This is a genomic window from Clostridium sp., assembly GCF_036781005.1.
GTDB lineage: Bacteria > Bacillota > Clostridia > Clostridiales > Clostridiaceae > Clostridium_B.
The window spans coordinates 11,346-32,279 of the sequence record NZ_DAIQBT010000022.1; the positions used below are offsets into that span (position 1 = coordinate 11,346).

17 protein-coding genes are annotated in these 20,934 nt (G+C 32.7%); all 17 read right to left on the bottom strand.

Annotated features, from left to right (window positions below):
• Window positions 1–7 precede the first annotated feature (7 nt).
• On the bottom strand, window positions 8–1,021 hold the full coding sequence (locus V7Q02_RS10095; RefSeq protein WP_333860890.1) for an SPL family radical SAM protein: 1,014 nt from the start codon (window positions 1,019–1,021) through the stop codon (window positions 8–10).
• Window positions 987–1,820 (bottom strand): 5'-methylthioadenosine/S-adenosylhomocysteine nucleosidase family protein, encoded by an 834-nt coding sequence (locus V7Q02_RS10100; RefSeq protein ID WP_333860891.1) that lies wholly within the window; start codon window positions 1,818–1,820, stop codon window positions 987–989. Before V7Q02_RS10100 ends, V7Q02_RS10095 begins: the two co-directional genes overlap by 35 nt.
• A 122-nt stretch (window positions 1,821–1,942) precedes the next feature.
• Window positions 1,943–2,530, bottom strand: coding sequence for a protein kinase (locus tag V7Q02_RS10105; protein ID WP_333860892.1), 588 nt, complete (start codon window positions 2,528–2,530; stop codon window positions 1,943–1,945).
• 131 nt (window positions 2,531–2,661) lie between these two features.
• Entirely contained in the window at window positions 2,662–3,867 is a 1,206-nt protein-coding gene (gene preA / locus V7Q02_RS10110; protein ID WP_333860893.1) for an NAD-dependent dihydropyrimidine dehydrogenase subunit PreA, read from the bottom strand.
• The gene (locus V7Q02_RS10115) at window positions 3,868–4,191 is read right to left on the bottom strand and encodes a hypothetical protein (protein WP_333860894.1); all 324 of its coding nucleotides are present in this window, start codon (window positions 4,189–4,191) and stop codon (window positions 3,868–3,870) included.
• Window positions 4,192–4,193: 2 nt separating this feature from the next.
• The gene (hydA, locus tag V7Q02_RS10120) at window positions 4,194–5,561 is read right to left on the bottom strand and encodes a dihydropyrimidinase (RefSeq protein WP_333860895.1); all 1,368 of its coding nucleotides are present in this window, start codon (window positions 5,559–5,561) and stop codon (window positions 4,194–4,196) included.
• A 68-nt stretch (window positions 5,562–5,629) separates the two neighbouring features.
• The gene (locus V7Q02_RS10125; protein ID WP_333860896.1) at window positions 5,630–7,117 is read right to left on the bottom strand and encodes an NCS1 family nucleobase:cation symporter-1; all 1,488 of its coding nucleotides are present in this window, start codon (window positions 7,115–7,117) and stop codon (window positions 5,630–5,632) included.
• A 47-nt stretch (window positions 7,118–7,164) separates the two neighbouring features.
• The gene (locus V7Q02_RS10130) at window positions 7,165–8,406 is read right to left on the bottom strand and encodes a Zn-dependent hydrolase (RefSeq protein WP_373844941.1); all 1,242 of its coding nucleotides are present in this window, start codon (window positions 8,404–8,406) and stop codon (window positions 7,165–7,167) included.
• 290 nt (window positions 8,407–8,696) lie between these two features.
• Window positions 8,697–10,052: an aminotransferase class III-fold pyridoxal phosphate-dependent enzyme gene (locus V7Q02_RS10135; protein ID WP_333860897.1), complete on the bottom strand. Its 1,356-nt coding sequence runs from the start codon at window positions 10,050–10,052 to the stop codon at window positions 8,697–8,699.
• A gap of 12 nt (window positions 10,053–10,064) precedes the next feature.
• The gene (locus V7Q02_RS10140; protein ID WP_333860898.1) at window positions 10,065–11,213 is read right to left on the bottom strand and encodes an iron-containing alcohol dehydrogenase; all 1,149 of its coding nucleotides are present in this window, start codon (window positions 11,211–11,213) and stop codon (window positions 10,065–10,067) included.
• A 227-nt stretch (window positions 11,214–11,440) separates the two neighbouring features.
• Window positions 11,441–12,655 (bottom strand): PucR family transcriptional regulator, encoded by a 1,215-nt coding sequence (locus V7Q02_RS10145; protein ID WP_333860899.1) that lies wholly within the window; start codon window positions 12,653–12,655, stop codon window positions 11,441–11,443.
• Window positions 12,656–12,944: 289 nt separating this feature from the next.
• A complete protein-coding gene (locus V7Q02_RS10150; protein WP_333860900.1) occupies window positions 12,945–14,189 on the bottom strand; it encodes an NAD(P)-dependent malic enzyme in 1,245 nt (414 codons plus the stop codon).
• A gap of 188 nt (window positions 14,190–14,377) precedes the next feature.
• Window positions 14,378–15,844: an MDR family MFS transporter gene (locus tag V7Q02_RS10155; protein WP_333860901.1), complete on the bottom strand. Its 1,467-nt coding sequence runs from the start codon at window positions 15,842–15,844 to the stop codon at window positions 14,378–14,380.
• 99 nt (window positions 15,845–15,943) lie between these two features.
• Window positions 15,944–17,122: a PDDEXK nuclease domain-containing protein gene (locus tag V7Q02_RS10160; protein ID WP_333860902.1), complete on the bottom strand. Its 1,179-nt coding sequence runs from the start codon at window positions 17,120–17,122 to the stop codon at window positions 15,944–15,946.
• Window positions 17,123–17,286: 164 nt separating this feature from the next.
• Entirely contained in the window at window positions 17,287–18,198 is a 912-nt protein-coding gene (locus tag V7Q02_RS10165; RefSeq protein WP_333860903.1) for a ribonuclease Z, read from the bottom strand.
• A gap of 137 nt (window positions 18,199–18,335) precedes the next feature.
• A complete protein-coding gene (locus tag V7Q02_RS10170; RefSeq protein WP_333860904.1) occupies window positions 18,336–18,557 on the bottom strand; it encodes a helix-turn-helix domain-containing protein in 222 nt (73 codons plus the stop codon).
• Between the two features lie 114 nt (window positions 18,558–18,671).
• Window positions 18,672–20,810 carry a methyl-accepting chemotaxis protein gene (locus V7Q02_RS10175; RefSeq protein WP_333860922.1) on the bottom strand — a complete coding sequence of 713 codons (2,139 nt, stop codon included), beginning with the start codon at window positions 20,808–20,810 and terminating at the stop codon, window positions 18,672–18,674.
• Window positions 20,811–20,934: the final 124 nt, after the last annotated feature.

A 20,934-nucleotide genomic window follows, 5' to 3' on the forward strand; every position in this document is an offset into this window, starting at 1 on the left:
ACCTTCCCTATGTACAAAATATCTTTTCTCTTTTAACATAATTACTTACCGCATTATACATAAAATCCACCATAGATTTATGGTGTTCCTCTGAATAAGTATACACCCCTTCTACATTTTTAAAAGGATATGAAAGCAGAGGGGACCAGGGATTAATTTTCTCCATCTTCTTAAAATAATTCTTTGCAATTCTAAATACTCCAATGCTTACATCTTCAAACTGCCATGCAGAAATATCCTTGAAGGTATCCTCCACACATTTTTCATAATCCCTCTCCCATCCAGGTACATAAAGAAGGGGATCGAAACAAATTCTCACTTTCCATCCCCTAGAAAGAGCGGATTTCAAACTATTTAATCTAAACTTTAGCCCTGGAGTGTTTTGTTCATATTTTTTTATAATTTCCTCTGGAGAAAGGGTCCAGGCAAGTATTACATTAGATTCTGGTGCTATATCTTCTATACTCTTAAAATTAGAACTTTTAGTTCTGATTTCTATTTTCAGATTGGGATAGAGAGAAGCAAATTCTATCCATTTTCTAGTGAATCCGGTTATATTTTCAAAAGCCAGAAGATCTGTATCATAGGATATGCATAAATATATGGGATGCTCTCTTAAAAAACATTTAAGTTCATTAAAAATATCATTTAAATTCACAAATATCACTATATTGGCAGAAGGATACATTCCTTTAAGATAACAGTATTCACAGTTATAGACACAATTCATCATGGAAGAGGTATAATAAAAATAATTATTTCCAAAGCTTTCACATACCCTGGCTCCCTTATAAATAAGACTTCCTTCCTTACAAGCCAATATTAGTTTTGGACTTTTCTTTTGAAGTACAAAATCCTGATTATGTCTTGAAAAAACATCTTTGTAATGATGTATTTTTACTATACTGGAATTTTTAAACTTAGATAATATATATTTTGTATTTTCATTATTTAAGGCTTTTTCTTCCACATAAATATGAGAAAAACTATATAGATTCCAACTGCCATACAAGTCTTTCAAAATACATCTTCCTTTCAACTTTAGTTTTACAATAAATTTGGGTAAAGGGTTCAAGAGCCAATATTAAATTGTCATTTCTGAGTTTATATCCTTTGGCCAGTCTTTTCAGTTTATGCTGCATGGAAACAGATAAATTTAAATTACTTGCTATTTCATTTATATAATTCATATCTTTTTCATCCAATATATCAAAGGGCTTTGCATACTGTTTATAAACATCCCTTATCCATGTGCATATTTTCTCCGAATTCCTATAAATTAACTCCGTAACCTGCAAAGATGTTAAACTCTCACCCTTTAAATAATCAGACACTACTTTCAAGCAGTATATCCTGTGAGGAGGAATGAATATGGATACCGCCTGAAAAAAAGCAGCTCCCTCCATATCCACAAAATCCCCTTTTACATGTTTAGCATCTTCTTCTTTAATTATTCTTGGGAAACTCTCCAAATTTCCTTCTTTGAAAGGATGCTTAAAAATCATATCTGGATAAAAATCCTTTTTTGATGTATTCTCAGTTATTTTGTTACAAAGTACTGTAGTACCAATATCAACAGTACTATATTTGCTGCCACACACTCCTATATTTACAAAAGTATCATAGGCATTAGCTTCAAATTTATCTATAATATGCATACATGCACAGGCAGTATTTATAGCCCCTCCTTTAGTTATTACAAGAACAACTTCTTCATTTTTAAACACCTGAAATTTATTTATAAGATTATACTTTTTTAAAGCAAAGCCATCTATAAATGGCTTTGCTTCACAATATAATGCTGTTACTATGAAAACCATATTCTATTTTTCATCCTCTCCTTAAAATTTCATTTGTATCCTATTACCTTTAACAGTGTTTCCAAATAATTATACCTCAAATATGTGTTAAAGGGTAAATAAATTAGTTCCTTTATGATTACTTATTTTACTCCTCTATATAAATATCTTTTGATTTTAAAGCTCCATTCTCTGTATACCTGATTATATTGTTCTTTCACTATTTTTAAAAATTCATCCAATACCCCTAATTTATATAGCCCCTTCATAAGATGTCTTGGGTAGTTTCCTCCTCTTGAATAGTTATTTCTGGGATCTATGACTTTCATAGAATAATCATTAGCAATATATAAATCCTTACAGCGTATATCAATTTTAGTAAATTGAAGTTTTTGAAACTCCTTGATCAGTTCAATAACCTCACAGCATATTTTTTCATTTATGCCATTTTCTTTAATATAATAGTCAAGTCTCTCGCCTTTTACATAATCCTTTATAATATAGTAGGGGCCATGGAAATACACCCTGGGAAAATATTTGCTTTTTTCAGTTTTTTTTAAAAGATCATATTCATTTTTACAGATATTTTTATCTTTAAATATTTTAATAACTTTATTATCTTTAAGTAAATACACTATACCATTGTGTCCACAGCCTAAAAAATCTCCTGCCCTCAACATGTTTTCAGCTGTTTCATCTAATTGAACATAATACCCATCTCTCCTTGCCATAATCCATACCTTTCCATATTACTACTATTATTATTGTATGAAAGCTTTTCTCCTAATTTGATAATATATATAAAATTATTCCTTAAATTAAAAACAAAACTGTAAAATTACTTACAGCTTGTTTCTCTGGGTCAGATAATTTTTTTAGTCTTTTCCCCCGATACTATGTCCTCTACGGGACATATATTCACACATAAATGACATCCTACACATTTATTTTCTAACAATGAAGGTTTTCTATTTTCATAATCCCATTTTATGGCCTGATGACCTCCATCATAACAGGATATATAACATCTTCCGCAGCCCACACAATTTTCATATGTAAACTTTGGGTACACTACATAACTTCTGTCCAGTTCATCTGCCGGAACTACATTTTTAAGTGCAAAACCTACCAAATCTTCTAGTTTATCAAAGCCCTTCTCTTCCATATAATAAGATAACCCACTAATTAAATCTTTTATTATTCTGTATCCATATTGCATAACAGCCGTAGTAACCTGAATATTTGAAGCTCCCAAAAGTATAAATTCTACTGCATCTTCCCATGTTTCTATTCCACCCATACCACTTATAGGAACTCCTCTAAGTTTAGGACTTTTGGCCAAATCCTGTATGAATCTCAGTGCTATAGGTTTTATAGCTTTTCCTGAATATCCAGATACAGATGATTTTCCACTTATTATAGGATAAGGTGAAAATTTATTTAAATCTAATCTGGTTATACTTTTTATAGTATTTATAGCAGCTATTCCATCAGCTCCTCCTATTATAGAGGCAGCTGCAGGTATTGTAATATCTGAAAGATTAGGGGTCATTTTAGCAAGTATAGGCAGGGAAGTCCCTTTTCTTACTGCCCTGCAGTAATTTTTCACAAGATTAGAATTTTGACCCACATCCGCCCCCATGGACTGTGAAGACATCTGCGGACAGGAAAAATTGCACTCAATTATATCTGCTCCTGTTTGGGTAACTAACTTGGCCAGTTCAGTCCACTCTTCCTCCCTTTCTCCCATAATAGATGCAACTAAAATTTTCTCAGGATATTTTTGTTTTAATTTTTTCATATGCTCCAAATTCTCTTCTAAAGGATGGTCTGAAATCTGCTCTAAATTTCTAAAACCTATAAAAGGCAAATTTTCTTTACCTATTACGTCAAACCTTGGAGATACCTCATTTGGAACATAAAATCCTATAGTTTTAAATGCCACCCCTGCCCATCCCATATCCAATGCCTTAGAACACATTTCAAAGTTACTTCCCACTACAGAGGAGGATAGAAAAAATGGATTTTCACATTTTATACCGCAAAATTCTATTGAAAGATTTCTCATTTATCTACCCTCCTTCAATTTTGAATATTTTTTATATAAAAATTCATGTATCATCTTTATTTTTATAGGCCTGTCAATTTTGCCTCTTATACAATTTCTCTGACAGTACATCTTATTATTACAGGCAAGTCCACACTCTCCTGCCCTAGTGAAATCCTCCATGGTTTTACAGTAAGCTTCCTTGTAATTTTTAAATCTTAAAGACATTATAATATCAGAGGGAGACTTTTTACCAGGACATGCCTTACTGCAGGGAGGATCATGGCATAAAAGGCATCTTGTTACTTCTTCCACTACCTCTTTAAACTTTATTTTATCTTCCAAAATTATTTTCTCCCCTTTCTCTTCAAAAATTTCCCCCAACCAGGCTCTCCTAAAAATTCTCCTTCTTTAAATACTAATCTTCCCCTTGAAAATGTCATAACCGGATATCCTTTTAACTTAACTCCTTCCCATATGGTATGATCCACATCTGAATGCATATTTTCCTTGGAAATAGTAAAATCCTTGTGAGGATCATACACCACAATATCCGCATCTGAACCTATTGCAATACTGCCTTTTTCAGGAAAACATCCATATATTTTGGCAGGATTTGTAGAACACACTTCTACTACTTTATTAAAAGAGAGCCTTCCTTTATTAGCCTCACTTAACATATAAGGATACATATTCTCTATTCCCATACATCCATTTGGTATCTTGGTAAAATCATCCTTTCCCCAATCCTTTTCATAACTTTGAAAAGGGCAGTGATCTGTAGCTATAGTTGCAATATCCCCGGTTTTTATACCCTGCCACAGGGCATCCTGACTTTCTTTTCCCTTTATTGGAGGGGAACATACAAAATTTCTTCCATCTTCCCTTTTATAAACCTGATTGGTAAAATACAAATATTGTGGACAAGTTTCTGCATATATCTCATATCCTTCATCTCTGGCTCTTTTGACTTCTTCCATACCCTCCTTATTTGCAAGATGAACTATATATAAAGGGGCATTTAAGGCTTTAGCCCAGTGTATAGCTCTTTTATCTGCCTCTGCTTCTACAAATTCCGGTCTTGAAAGGTAATGATACCAAGGAGAAGTTTTTCTCTCATTTAAAAATTGCTCCGTCTTTATATCTATCAAATCAGGATTTTCTGCATGAACTGCTATAATAGCACCTATTTCTTTAGACTTTTCAAGCACCTGACAAAGTACTCCGTCATCTGCCATAAGTCCTTCTTTTTTATACACCATAAATACTTTGAAACTAGGTATTCCATAGTCTACACAAATTTTTAACTCCTCTAGAATTTCAGGTCTCAAATCCGATACCACCAGATGAAAAGCATAGTCCACACAAGCTGCAGGTGCACATAATTCATCTCTTTCCTTAGCAGTTTGAATTAGTCCATTTCCTTTTTTTTGAAGTGCAAAATCAAAAACTGTAGTTGTTCCACCACAGGCAGCAGCTCTTGTACCTGCTTCATAGCCATCTGCAGATACAGTCCCTCCAAAGGGCATTTCAAGGTGGGTATGTGCATCTATGGCACCTGGAAGTACATATTTTCCTTCTGCATCAACTATCTTGGCATTTTTATCTTCCAACAAACTTGCTATAGCTGCAATTTTTCCATTTTTTATACCTATATCTCCCTTATAAGTATCTAAAGCCGTTATTATAATACCATTTTTAATAATCATATTCATTATCTATCACCTCATAAAATAATCTAAAGGAGAAAAGTGGTATTTACCTTCCTCCTAATACCTATTGTTTATCCATTTACAATCTCTGCAGCTGATTGTACTTCCTTTGAAGAAGTATTTAATAAATAGTAAATCACAAAAGATACTGCAAAGCCTACAAACCAGGCATAATTGGCAAGTCCGCTTAAGCTTGGGACTATCTTTCCTATAAGTGCTGCAAATATACCTACAGCCAGTGAAATAATGGCTTTTGTATTAAACCCTTTGTTATAAGTATATTTACCTTTTACCATATACAAATCCCTAAGAAATAAATTTTTCTTTTTTATAATCCAATAATCACAAATAATTATTGCAGCTACAGGTCCAAGAATTCCAGAATAAGTTCCAAGCCATGCATATATATACCCACTAGGGTCTGCCAATAGTTTCCACGGCATTATAACTATTCCTATAATGCCTGTAATGAGACTTCCCATCTTAAAACTTATGTGTTTAGGTGCCATATTTGAAAAATCATTTGCCGGAGACACAATATTTGCAGCTATATTAACGGAAAGAGAAGCTACCACTATTCCGAAAAATCCAATCAACATTGCTATGGGATTAGTAAATTTAGCTATTATATCTACAGGATCCCACATGGCCTTGCCATATATAACTACAGTAGCAGAAGTTATTATTATGCCCATTGCTGAAAATATAGTCATAGTTATAGGAAGTCCTAAAGACTGTCCTACCGCCTGCTCTTTTTGTCCTTTTGCAAATCTTGTAAAGTCAGGTATATTTAAAGAAAGAGTTGCCCAAAATCCTACCATACTGGTAAGTGCTGCTGGAAACACTTTCATGAAATCACTCATGGTTTTAAGCTTGCTTTCCTCACTTAAAAGAGGGCCAAAGCCATGTGCAGAGCTGACTGTCCAAACTACCAAAAGTAATGCTAAAACTATTACTGCTGGTGCCGCCCAGTTTTCAAACTTTTTAAGCTGTTCCATTCCTTTAAATATAATAAACATCTGCAGACCCCAGAATATCATAAATGTTATAGCTGAGGGCAGACTCAATCCTGCTATTTGAAAGCTTCCTCCAAGAGTTTTCCACCCTGGAATCATGGCGGAAAATAACACATTCAATGCACTTCCGCCTATGTAGGTGTTGATCCCAAACCATCCACAGGCTACAACAGCTCTCAGTATGGCAGGTATATTGGCTCCAAATACTCCAAAAGCTGCTCGTGAAAAAACCGGAAAATTTATTCCATATTTGGTTCCCGGATGGGCATTTAACAAAATAGGCATTAAAACTATAATATTCCCAAGAGTAATAGTAAATAAGGCCTGTTTCCAATCCATCCCCAATGATATTAAACTCCCTGCCAACATGTAAGTAGGTATACAGTGAGCCATTCCAATCCAAAGAGCAGTAAAATTATAGGTATTCCAAGTTCTCTCTTTAACAGGTACAGGAGCATTATCATCATTATACAATTTACTTTCTGTAACATTTATATCTGACCTGTCCAATTCATATATTTCTTTTTCCATGGACTGTTCCATCTAAATCCCTTCTTTCTTTTTTGAAAATTAATAAAAAAATGCAAGGCTTATATCTTATCCATATCTAATATAGTCTGAAGCAATACATTAGCACCTTTTACGCAATTGTCAAGAGAAGTTTTCTCTATCTCACAATGGCTGTGTCCACCTATACTTGGTACAAATATCATAGTTACAGGCATCATGTCCGCTACAAACTGTGCATCATGTCCAGGGCCACTATACATTCTCATATTTGAATACTTATAAATATTCGCATTTTTTTCTACTAAATCAACTAATTCTTTATTAAAACTGACAGTTTTACGTGACCATAATTCCTCATAATCCACCTTACATCCTGCAAATTCAACAGGAATGTTTTTAATAATTTCAACTACCTGCTCCACCACTTTAGGATCTTGATGTCTTGCATCTAAAGTAAATTTCACATGATCCGGTATAATTGTGTGTACATTTGGCTGACAATTAATTCTTCCTGTAGTGTACACTAATTTTCCGTCAAGTTTATCCAATTCTCTGTGAAGATATAAAATAGCCTCACAAGCAGCTAAAAGAGCATCCTTTCTCATTTTTTGGGGAACGGTTCCCGCATGTCCTGCCTGACCTGTAAATTCAAATTCATAGTTAACCATTCCAGCCACACCTTCTACCACTCCAATATCCTTTTTTGAAGCCTCAAGCACCGGCCCCTGTTCAATGTGAAGTTCAAGGAACGCCTTATACTCCTTTGGATTTATCCTGTTTTTTTCATCACCTTTATATCCACTGGCCTCAAGAGCTTCTCCAAAAGTTATTCCTTCTATATCTTTTGATGCCAGCATTTTTTCTTTGTCAAATTTACCGGTAATAACACCAGATGACATCATGGCAGGATCAAAGCGTGCCCCTTCCTCATTAGTCCAAATCATAACTGTAATTGGATGACGATGTGAAATTTTTTCTGTAACTATTGTTTCTGCTACTTCCATTGCAGTTAACACCCCTAAAATTCCATCATAGTTACCTCCCTGCACCACTGAATCACAGTGAGATCCCATTGCAATGCGGGGAAGATTCTCTGCCCCCTTAAAAGTAGCATACATATTTCCCATATCATCAGTTATAATTTCTGCACCTAATGTTTTCATTCTCTTTGAGAATTCTTCTCTTGCCTGAAGTGCTGGCTCAGTTAAAGATAACCTAGTTACTCCTCCATTTCCAGTATCACCAAATTTACTGAAAGTTAAAATTTTATTCTCCATTCTCTCTTTACTGCAAGTAACTTTTTTCATTTCCTCTACTTCCATAAGTAAATCTCCTTTACAAATTTATTAAATTGATTTAAAATATAATACGCTATTATTTTTAATTTATAGGTGTCTTTATGCATTTTAAAAGGCACTTATTTTTTATTTCAATGTAGCAATCAGTTAATACTACCATCCTCTTCAAAATAGGATATAATCGCCTCTAAGATCCTTTATGAATTCTTCTCCTAAAGGATAAGGTATCTAGCTAAATACACTAAGAATACTTTTAATAATCTTTAGATAGAGAAAGTCATTTCCTAAAAACAAACTCCACCTGAACCTAAGAATTACTTTATATATTCATCCACAAAATTCAATACTTTGTCTAATATATCCATGGCCTCTTCCAGTTCTTCCTTTTTGATAATAAGTGGAGGAGCCACCATTATACAATTTTCATGAGAATAAGTTGAAAATCCTTTTTCCTTTAACATACCTATAATTTTACCCATTATCCCTTCAGGGTCTTTTCCATAGGGAACTAATGCTTCTCTGGTATCTTTGTCCTTAACCAGTTCTACCGCAGAGAACAGCCCTATATATCTAACATCCCCTACACTTGCATGTTTTTGTTTTATCTTTTCCAGTTTTTCTCCTAAAATCACACCCATTTTTTTAGAATTTTCTATTAGATTTTCCTCTTCGTACACTTCTATAGTGGCACATCCTGCTGCACATCCAAGTGGATGGGCATTATAGGTAAGGCCACACATAAGTACATTGTCATCAAAATACTCTCCTATCTTTTTACTTACAATAACTCCTCCCATAGGTACATATCCACAGGTAATACCTTTGGCAAAAGTAATAATATCCGGTTCCACATTCCAGTTGTTGCAGGCAAACCATTCTCCCGTTCTGCCCCATCCAGCCATAACTTCATCACACACCATCATTATTCCAAATTCATCACATAACTTTCTTATACCTTCAAGATATCCTTTAGGTGGGATAATTACACCATTACTTCCCGTTACAGTTTCTAAAAAAATTGCTGCCACAGTTTCTGTTCCCTCATATATTAACTGCTCTTTTAATTTCCCAAGATAATATTTGCAGGCTTCTTCTTCATTTTCAAATTTTATACTTTCTCTATAAATATAAGGATCAAAAAATTTAACAAATCCGGGTATCCCAGGTTCACAAGTATATCTTCTTGGCTCTCCTGTTAAATTTGCAGCTCCAAAGCTTGCTCCATGGTAAGAACGATATCTGGAAAATATTTTAAATCTCCCTGTCGCCATTTTGGCTATTTTTATAGCATTTTCATTCGAATCTGCCCCCCCTAATGTAAAAAATACTTTTCCCATATTTTTAGGAGCTTTTTCTATAACCTTAGCCGCCAACTTTGACCTTACATCAACTGCATATCCCGGGCCTATAAAAGCCATTTTTTCCGCCTGTTTTTTTATGGCATCTATCACCTTTTTATTTCCATGACCTATATTCAAATTTACAAGCTGTGAGGACATATCAAAATACCTTTTACCCGTACTATCCCAAAAATAGATTCCTTCAGCCCTTGTAACCACAAGTGGATCTAATTTTTTTTGTGCACTCCAGGAATGTAAATTATACTTTTTGTCATATTCTTTTATTTTGTTGCTGTCTAAAGTCAATTCCTTGTCTTGTAAAATTCCCATTTTTATTCCCCCTTAATATATGGTTTCATATATTTCTATAAGCTGCTCTAGTGTAGGTTTTCTAGGATTAAGTGTAGTACTCTTGTTTTCTACGGCATCCTTTGCCATTTTGTGAAAATTATCTTTATCTACTCCCACTTCTTTTAAACTTTTTGGAAGTCCTGTTTCTAAAAATAAATTTTTTATAGATTCTATAGCTAAATAGCTAGCTTCTCTTATAGATCTATCTTCTGTATTCTCTCCCATAGCTTCTGCCACCACCTTAAATCTTTCTGAGCATGCAGCCCTGTTAAATTTCATGACTTCAGGAAGAAGCAGTGCATTTGCAAGACCATGAGGAACTTTATAATAGGCTCCAAGAGGCCTGGACATAGCGTGAACAAGTGCCACAGACGCATTACTAAATGCAAGACCCGCATACATCTGTCCAAGCATCATTTTGCCCCTGGCTTTCATATCATCCTCCTTGAATACTGCTTTTATCAAATTACCTGCAATAAGTTCTATAGCTTTTATTGCATAAACATCAGACATAGGCTGGGCAGCTTTGGATATATATGCTTCTACAGCATGGGTAAAAGCATCCATACCTGTAGCTGCAGTAATACCCGGAGGCATCATTTTAGTAAGTTTTGGATCTAAAATAGCTATTTTGGGTATGAGAAAATCACTGCCTATAAGCATTTTAATCTTTCTCTCTGTATCTGTTATTATGGAATATTTTGTAACTTCACTCCCTGTACCTGCAGTAGTAGGTACTGCCACTATAGGAATTCCTTCCATCTGTGGAGTCCCTTTTTCATAATCCAGAATATCTCCCCCATTGGCAAATACCATGCTTATAGCTTTAGCAGCATCTAATGCACTTCCTCCGCCAAGTGCCAATATCACATCTATATTTTCCTCTTTGGCAGTTTCTACTCCAAGTCTTACTGTATTTACACTTGGATCTGATTCCACCTTATTAAATATTACATACTCCAAGCCTGATCTTTTTAAACTATCTGAAACCTTATCCAAAGCTCCAGTTTTTTTAGATGAATGTTTCCCTGTTACCACCAATACTTTCTTTCCAAATTTCAAAGATTTAACTCCAACTAAATTTACCGTATCCTCCCCGTAAATTATGTCTCTTGGACACTGGAATATAGAATAATTCATAAAAACACCTCAGTTTATTTAATATTCATTAATTTATTATATTGTTTTTTAGTAATATAATAAATATTATGAATATAAATTATCATATATAAAAATACAATCATATATCCGCCATGTACAAATGTACTGTTATTTTTTTGTACATTATAAATTTACAAAAAAAATAAAAATCACAAAATATACTTTTGCAATTTTCACTCTTTACAAAACAAATATGAATTATTTAATCAATTGATTAAATTCAAGAATATTCCTATTCTTATACAGAGCTTGATATTAAATATTACCTCCTCGTCTTTCAAATCACAATCTAATATTTCCTCAATTCTTTTTACCCTGTATTTTATGGTATTTCTGTGAATATACAATATTTCTGCAGTTTTTCCTAGATTTCTATTCTCCCTTAAATATATAGTCAACGTCTGCAGCAGATTAGAAGAATTTTTTTTATCATACTCTTTCAATTTTAATAAGTTTTCATTAAATAGCTTTTTCATCTCAGTATAATCATTTATTTCAAAGAATAACCTAAATATACCTAAATCACCGTATTTTATAATACAATTGTTTTTTTCATATAGTTTTGTCATATCAAGGGCTTTCCTAGCCTCTAAAATAACTTTGTTAAAGCCTCTTAAATGATTGCATATCCCTCCAATTCCTATACTTACCATAATGGAATCCCTGTTTCTATTTATCTGATTTTTTATAGATTCTGCAATATAATCTATATTGTTATTTTCCTTTTCCATAGGGACCATAAAGAAGAAGGCATCACTTTGCATGGTATAAAGACATTTTTTGTTATTTTTATACATTACATACTCAATAGCTTCCTGAATACGATTTTTTATGTTAGAAATTGTATCCTCATCCTGCAGCTGATTTTCTTTTAAATAAAGTCTGAAATTATCTATATCAACTACCATAGCACAATAGTTTTTATTTTCATTGTATCCATATAAAGCCGCTCTTCCTAACATATCTTCAGTAACATTTACATCTTCAAAAATTATTTCTCTCATAAAATTACTCATAGACTCTTTTTCCAGTTTTTCTGTAAAAATAGTTCTGCATATATTTTGGGTTATATCTATTAATCTAACTTCAAAAGGCAGTTCAAATATGGGAAAATCTACACTATCTGCAAAATCCAATATTTCCTTGGGCGTTTTTTCAATATAAGGCCCTATATTTATAACAAGTCCTGCAAGCTTTCTCATATTAATATCCTTCACAAATTGCAGCAGTAACTCTGTGCTATTCCCTATAGCTACACCTGTAATAAACAGAAGTTCTCCACCCTTTACCCAATTAGACACATCAGGAATCTCAGTAACATGTACCCATCTGATTACTTTATTCAACCCCTTCTTTCCTGCTACAACTTTCATTTTTTCAAGCCCTGGTAGATTCAATATGTTTTTACAAGTTACAAACATACCTTTCACTCCCCATAAAAAATAAATTTAAAATACTTATATTAATAGGAAATAATGAAACATCTGGCAAATGATTTTTACTCATAATAACTTCTCCTATCTAATACATTATTTAAATTATAATCATTATACAAATAAATTGTCAATAATAAATCTATTATGTTAACATTTTAATATTATTTGAAGATTTATGCAAAATAAAAAGAACAACCACAATCACTTAGTTGTTCTTAATTTTATCCGCTACCATTAAGGATGCGTATTTCTTATAAGCAAACTCCACCTGAACCTAAGAATCACTTGATATACCCAAAAGATTTTTGGTGTGATTTTCAACTTCTTCAGGGGTGACCCCTGTTTTTCTTGCAACCTTGGTATCAATAGCAGCCTTGGCCACTGCAGCAGCTACTTTAGGAGCTATTCTAAGATCAAAAGCCTCCGGTATGACATACTCTGGTGAAAGTTTATCTTTATCCACTAAATCAGCTATGGCATAAGCTGCAGCTATTTTCATTTCATCATTTATCTGTGAAGCATAAACATCCAGTGCTCCCCTGAATATACCTGGAAAAGCCAGTACATTATTAACCTGGTTGGGAAAATCCGATCTTCCAGTACATACAATTTTAGCTCCTGCTTTCAGGGCAATCTCCGGTAGTATTTCAGGGTTAGGATTTGCCATTGCCATTACTATTGGATCTGCATTCATGGACCTTACCATTTCTTCAGTAACACAGTTGGCTTTAGATACTCCCAAAAACACGTCTGCTCCTTTTAAGGCCTCTTTTAAGTCTCCCTTTACAAGGGATTTATTGGTTATATTCGCCAGTTCCTCTTTATATTTATTCATACCTGAAGTTCTGCCTTTATATATTGTGCCCCTACTGTCACAAATTACTATATCTTTCACTCCCATTTTCAAAAGAAGCTTTGTAATAGCAGTACCCGCTGCCCCGGCCCCATTTATCACTACTTTTATATTAGAAAATTCCTTATTCACAATTTTTAGTGCATTTATAATACAAGCAGAAGAAACCACTGCCGTACCATGCTGATCATCATGAAATATGGGAATATTGCTTATTTCCTTTAATTTATCTTCTATTTCAAAACATTCAGGTGCTTTTATGTCCTCTAAATTTATTCCCCCAAAGGTGGGTTCCATTAGTTTTACAGCCTCTACAATTTTATGTACATTTTTTGTATCCAAGCATACAGGAAAAGCATCCACTCCAGCAAAGGCCTTAAACAATACACATTTTCCTTCCATAACGGGCATTCCTGCTCCTGCTCCTATATCTCCAAGACCAAGCACTGCTGTACCATTTGTAACCACAGCAACCCAGTTCCCCTTGGAGGTATATTCATATATTTTACTTTCATCCTCTTTTATTTTAAGACAAGGCTCTGCCACTCCTGGAGTATATGCAAGAGTCAAATCCTCTTTATTTTTTACAGGTACTTTACATTTTAATGCAATCTTGCCTTGATTTTCACTATGAAATTTTAAGGCTCTTTCCCTTAAATCACCCATATATAAACTGCCTCCTAAAAATTATTTTACTTTGGCATCCCAAAAAAAGAGATGTTTTTTTGCTACAAAATTTAGTATATCATTATTTTTAATCCATGTCATAAATACTTTTATCCAAACTTATAATTACCACTGCTCCATACTTCAATCGTAAACTGCTAATTGTAAATTATAAATCGTAAACTGACTCATATATCAAGCTGTTCTCCTTCAATTCTTCTAGGTAAACACAGTGAAATTATCAATGAAATTACATTCAATACAACAAAACACATAAATAGAATATGTAATCCTGAATTTAAAGACTCCTTTATAAGTTCAGCTGAAAGATTACTATTTAATGATGATGTATTATATAAGTTACTAGGTTCTATTCCTCCTATATGTAATTTTTCGAAATATTTTATTATACTAAAATTAAATATGCTGCCAAATACACTTATCCCTATGGTTTGACCCAAATTTCTAAATAAAGTATTAACTGCAACTGCGGCTCCTCTGGTAGAATACTCCACAGAATCCTGTATAACTATAGTCTGGGTATTTAAATTTCCCCCAAAGCCAAAGCCAAGTATGGACACTGCAATTATTACTAAAATTAATGGAGAATTTATATCAAGAACAGATAGTACCATACTTCCAATCAATAATATTATGGAACTTGACAAAACTATATTTTTTTTACTGTATTTAGTTATATACTTTGCCAAAAACATTGAAGATACAAGCCAGGTAAAAGACATAGCTGCCATGCAAAGACCTGAAATAGTTGCACTAAAGCCAAGTACATTTTGGATATATAAAACCACATACACATTCATTGCAATCAGCACAGCAGATTGGAGAAAACCTAATATATTTACTACAGTACTTGATTTTGTAAATATCTCAAAGGGCATAACAGGTTCTTTTGCCTTCTTCTCTACAAAATAGAATACGACAAGGAATATAAATGCCAATAATACATACATAAGTACAAATAATATACTTCCACTTTCTTTCTTTTCTCCCGCTAAAAAGCCATATAAAAAAAGTACAATAGAAATAGTTAAAATGAGTGTTCCCAAATAATCTATACATACCCCTCTTTTTTCAAAATTTTCTTTAAGGTTTCTTTGAATAAACACTACAGATATTATTCCAAAAGGTATGTTTATGAAAAAGATCCAGTGCCAGGACAAAGTGTCTATTAAAAATCCTCCAAGAAAGGGCCCCACAAGACTTGCAATTCCCCATACCGTACTTAACCATCCTTGAACCTTGGCTCTTCCAGAAACAGAAAACAAATCTCCTATTATAGTATAGGTTAAAGTAAATATAGAACCTGCCCCAATTCCTTGGACAGCACGAAACAATATAAGCAAATACATACTTTGAGACAGTCCACATAAAAAACTGCCTATTAAAAATATTATTATTCCAAGAGTCAAAATATTTTTTCTGCCATACAGATCTGCCAACTTTCCATATATAGGAGTAGTAATGGTTGATGTGAGTAAATATGTAGAAAACACCCAGCTTATAAGGTGAAATCCATTTAAACTTTTTACTATAGTTGGAACTGCTGTAATTACAACAGTTCCCTCCACCGCTGCAAGAAACATAGCCACCATACTGGCAATAATTATATTTCTTTTATTTCTATCTAAATCCATGTTAAAATTCACTTCCTTCCAAACCTAACAGCACTCTCCAAAAAACTCCAGGTTCATTTATGATCCTGAAGTTTTTCATTGAATATATTACTGTAAAAATTATTCTACCTTAAGTTTCATCTTGATTCCAGAACCTATTTCCTCTACTGTAGGAAGTATCCCTTCAAACTGTTCTGGAATATCCCCATTAAGCTTATATTCTCCATCCCCTGTAGCCTCTTTATCTTTAAAAGCATATTGCACAATCAATTTTTCTCCATCTTTACAAAGAATTATACCCACAGAAGGGTTGTCTCTTTCTCCCTTAACTGAATCATCCACTATGGAAAGATGGAATGTTAAAATCCCAAGATACTCAGGTTTAAACTTTCCTATCTTAAATTCAACAATTAAATAACAGTTGAGCTTTAAATTGTAAAAAAGCAAATCCACATAATAATCCAGGCCAGATAATTCTATGTGATATTTTTTTCCCACCAGTGCAAATCCACGTTTTAAATCCAGAAAAAATTCTATCACGTTTTTCATAAATTGTCCTTGAAAATACTTTTCTTTTACCTCATCGGAAATTTCCATAAAATCTAAAAGATATTCATCTTTCAATACATAAAAGTAATTTTTCAATTCACTTTCATCTTTCAAATCATCTTCTTTTAATTTTACATTTTGGATAAAAGGATAACTATCTAAATTCAAGTTATCCTTTTCTTCCAACAAACCGTCTTCCTGAGAATTAATTTCCTCTGTAATAATGCTCTTGCTTTCAATAGACTCCAAATCTTCATAACAGGTATCCTCTTCTAATATTTCTTCTTCCTCATCTGTTATGCCATATTCCTTATCTATATTATCAATTACCTCTTCAACTTTCCATCCTTTTTCCGCAGCCTTATCTATAAATTTTAATCTTTTACCTATATCTTTTATTTTATGCATTATGATTATGTTACAGGACCAACTTATTTTTGAAGCTAATTTATCCACTATATCCTGAGAACTGTATTCTCTTGCAAAGGCAGCCATATTCCTTAAATTCTTCTCTGTAAAACTCAAGTTACCGGGGAATTTAAGTTTAAGGTAACCTGCTGAAATATTTATAAATTCTATTCCACAGCCTTCATCATCCTTGGCTAAAATTAAATTTCCAATTTCCCAGTACAGCCTGAACATATTTTTGATTACGTCTTTATAGGCCATATTCTTAGAAAGAATTATATCCATATTTAAATGTTCAAGGAGTGCTGCTATATTATTATGGTTATTGTGATACTCCAACATGCAAAACCACCTCATAACTCCTGTTGTTTATGTATCTCGTTTTTGTCTTACTAATTGCATAATAATATTATAAGGTAAAATCTACAATATTTCTACTAAAATTAATAGTATTTATTTTGGTATATTTAATTTAATGCATATACTATAAAATTATCATACTATATTTATTCCTCAAAACTAATACTTTTCACATACCTATCCTTTCCTATTATAGTATTTTCAAATATGCCTCTGGCATTTTCTATATAGGATTGCGGTTCTGTCATAGATGGACTAAAATGGGTGAGCCATAGTTCTCCCACCTCTGCTTCTTTAGCAATAACTGCCGCTTCTGCAAAAATCATGTGCTTATATAAAACAGCTTTATCCTTTTTTTCATCATTCCCATACATTCCTTCACATATAAAAATATCAGATTCTTTTACAAATTCAACCAATTCACTGCTAGGTCTTGAATCTGTACAATAGGATACTTTTAATCCTCTGCGATCATGTCCAAGCACCATATCAGGTGTGTACAATTTATCTTCTTGTTTTATTTCTTCTCCCTTTTGGAGTCTATTCCAGAAAACTAAGGGTACTTTATTCTTTAAAGCCTTTCCCCTGTCAAATTTTCTATTTCTATTTATATCTATTGAATATGCAAAACAAGGTATTCTGTGCTCCACAGATAATATATTTATATTGAAGTATCCTATTTTTTTAAAATACTTCTCCTCTCCACAAAGTTCAACTAACTTTATACTATAGGGGAGTACCGGTGCTATTACCTTAAGTCCTGTAACAACCTTAATAAGTCCATAAGGACCTATTATAGTTATAGGTTCTAATCTTCCTGAATTTGCTATAGTAAGCAATAATCCCGGAAGTCCTGCTATATGATCTGCATGAAAATGAGTAAATAAAATCACATCTATATTTTTAATTTTCCACCCCAATATTTTCAAGCTCACCTGAGTACCTTCACCACAATCTATAAGCAATTTTCTCCCTTGATAGGAAACTACCATTGAGGTGAGATTTCTACCCGGAATAGGCATGCTTCCTCCACATCCCAATAAACACACATCTAACATAACTCTCAGTTTATCCCCTCTTTCAACTTAATATTATAATATACCTCTCAAATATATATTAAACAATTAAGCTGCAGATATACCTGCAGCTTATGTTACCATACTTATATAAAATTTATAAAAATTAATTTTTAAATCTATGCGCTTAATATTAAATCATCAATCTTACAGCCAAGTATTTTTGCAATTACAACAACTTTTTCAAGGCTTGGATTTTTCTTATCCCCTCTCTCCAATTCTTCTAAATAAGACTTTGAGATCGAAGTTTCAAATTTGGTATTTCTAGTAATATTTTGAATATCCTGAGTAGTATATCCTAAACTTACCCTTATATCACGAATTTTTTTTCCGTTTAACATAAGAAAACCCCCTAATTTAATATTAACTTTTATATTTTTAATTATACTACTTTTTAATATAAAATTACAGTTGAACTTTATTCCCATCCATATTAAATTTTACCTCATCCCTTGTCAAGTATTGAATTTTTTCAATATGCCAAGAAGATTACCAGCCTTTGATGCATTTTCCACAGTAAACATTGCTATGGATTTATTCTGATCTTCTATCTTTTCTATATTGTCTGAAATATTTATGGAGTTTTGTGTACACTGATTTGCAGAATCTACAATTGAATACATTATTTTACTAATTTCTATGGATGAGTTATTTATATCCTCCGTAAGTTCTGAAAATATTCCTATTACAGATTCAAATTTTCTGCCATCTTGTTCGTATTCATCACTTATTTCTATAACTTTTTCATAATCCGATAGAATATTATTTTCTATCATTTTTAACATCCCCTCTGCTGAATCTGACAACTCCACTACAGACAATAAGATATCTTTAACATTGTGCTGTATGGTATTTACCATATCAGAAGACTGCACTGCAAGTTTTCCCACCTCCTCTGCCACTACCATAAATCCTCTTCCATGTTCTCCTGCTCTTACAGATTCAATACGAGCATTTAAAGCCAGTAAATTTATATTTTTTGATATATGCTTTATTTTTTCCGCAACTTTCGAAACAGTACTTACAACTTTAACTGCTTCTAGTGATTTTTTTAACTTTTCACTGGATTTAATATAATAATCTTCCAAATTACATTTTGACTTTTCCGTATTTCTTTTTATATTTACAGCCTTTTTCTTTATATTCTCTACAAGAATCCTTCCTTCATCAACTTCTTTTACTATACCCTGTATTTTACTTTTTACCTTTGAAATTTTTTCGTCTACTCCTTCTATGGAATATAATGTTTGTGATATATTAGAGCATATTTTAGAGGATTTATCACATACCAAATTTAGTTCTCTATTGGATTTTTCAAACATTTCATTTACACTGTTGGTAACTTGAAGTGTTTGTCTGCTCTCTTTTTTTATGCCTTCTATAATATTTTTTATGTCATCCATGGCATAATTTAAAGCTGAAGCCGTATCTCCAAATTCATCTTTTGGTTCAATTTGTATGTTATAGTTTAAATTAAATTTGGATAATTCCAGTGCGTATTCCCTTATTTTAAATAGAGGCTTCTTTATACCTCTTGCTATAAGAAGTGCCATAACAAGCCCTACAACTATAAATATAACCGTTATAAAAATTATTTTGTATTTAAGTACCTGTACTTCATTAAATATTTCCTTTTTATCTATGGTGATTCCAAGATACCAATGTAAATCAGGTATAGGTGAATATGCCATGAACATATCCTTTGTTCCTTCCCTATAGTAACCTGACCCACTTTTCCCCTTTATCATATTCCCTTCCAATTCTGCAAGAGGAGCAAGAGATTTATCTTTCCTGGCATTTTTTATGGTATTGTCCCCATTTAAAACCAGAGTAAGATTTTTATGTACTACTTTAGTGCCCTGTTTATTGATTATAAAACAATATCCACTCTTACCAACCTTCATACTCTGAACAAGTTTATTCAGATTTTCCATACTGATATTTGAAAATAATACTCCCAAAACCTTGCTGCTATTATCTTTTATAGGAACAGCAACTGAAATTATCTGTTCTCCATTAACATTAAAATAAGGACCTTCAATTTCCACATTTCCCTTTAATGCATTTTTAAGATATTTTGAATCACTGCTTTCTAAATTCACTTGTGTTTTTTCCCCATTTTGCATATAAGCCAATCCATTTAAGTTCATTACACTAAGACTTGCATAATTTAATGCCTTTGCCCTTTCTGATAAAATAGGTACATAAAGAGCGGGGTTCATGGACTCTATCCCTTCTCTCTTTGATATTTCAACCATACTTCTAGATTCTTGAAGTAACATAGATGCTACTAATTTAGAGGACTCCACAGCTTTATCTTGAAGTGAAGAATCTATGCTTTTTTCCATAGTCTTATAGGAACTATAACAAGCTATCACTCCAAGAACACCACAGATTAATACAACTAATGCTGCTATTTGGACAATTATCTTAACAACTACACTGTTAAAAGATAATAATCCAAATCTTTTTATTTTAGCTTTTAAAAATAGAGACTGAAATTTTCTTATTTTATTTGCCAAAGAGGATATATTGAATTTTTTCATCTTATTCTTTATAAAGTCAGGTACATTTAATGATTTTAATTGTCTCATTTGAAACACTGCAATTCCCTCCCAATGAAATTCTATATATGGAAAATACCATTATATACTATGGTAATATATGAACTTTAAGTTAAAGTTAAGAAATTGCATTTTTAATTTAAACTTAACCTCT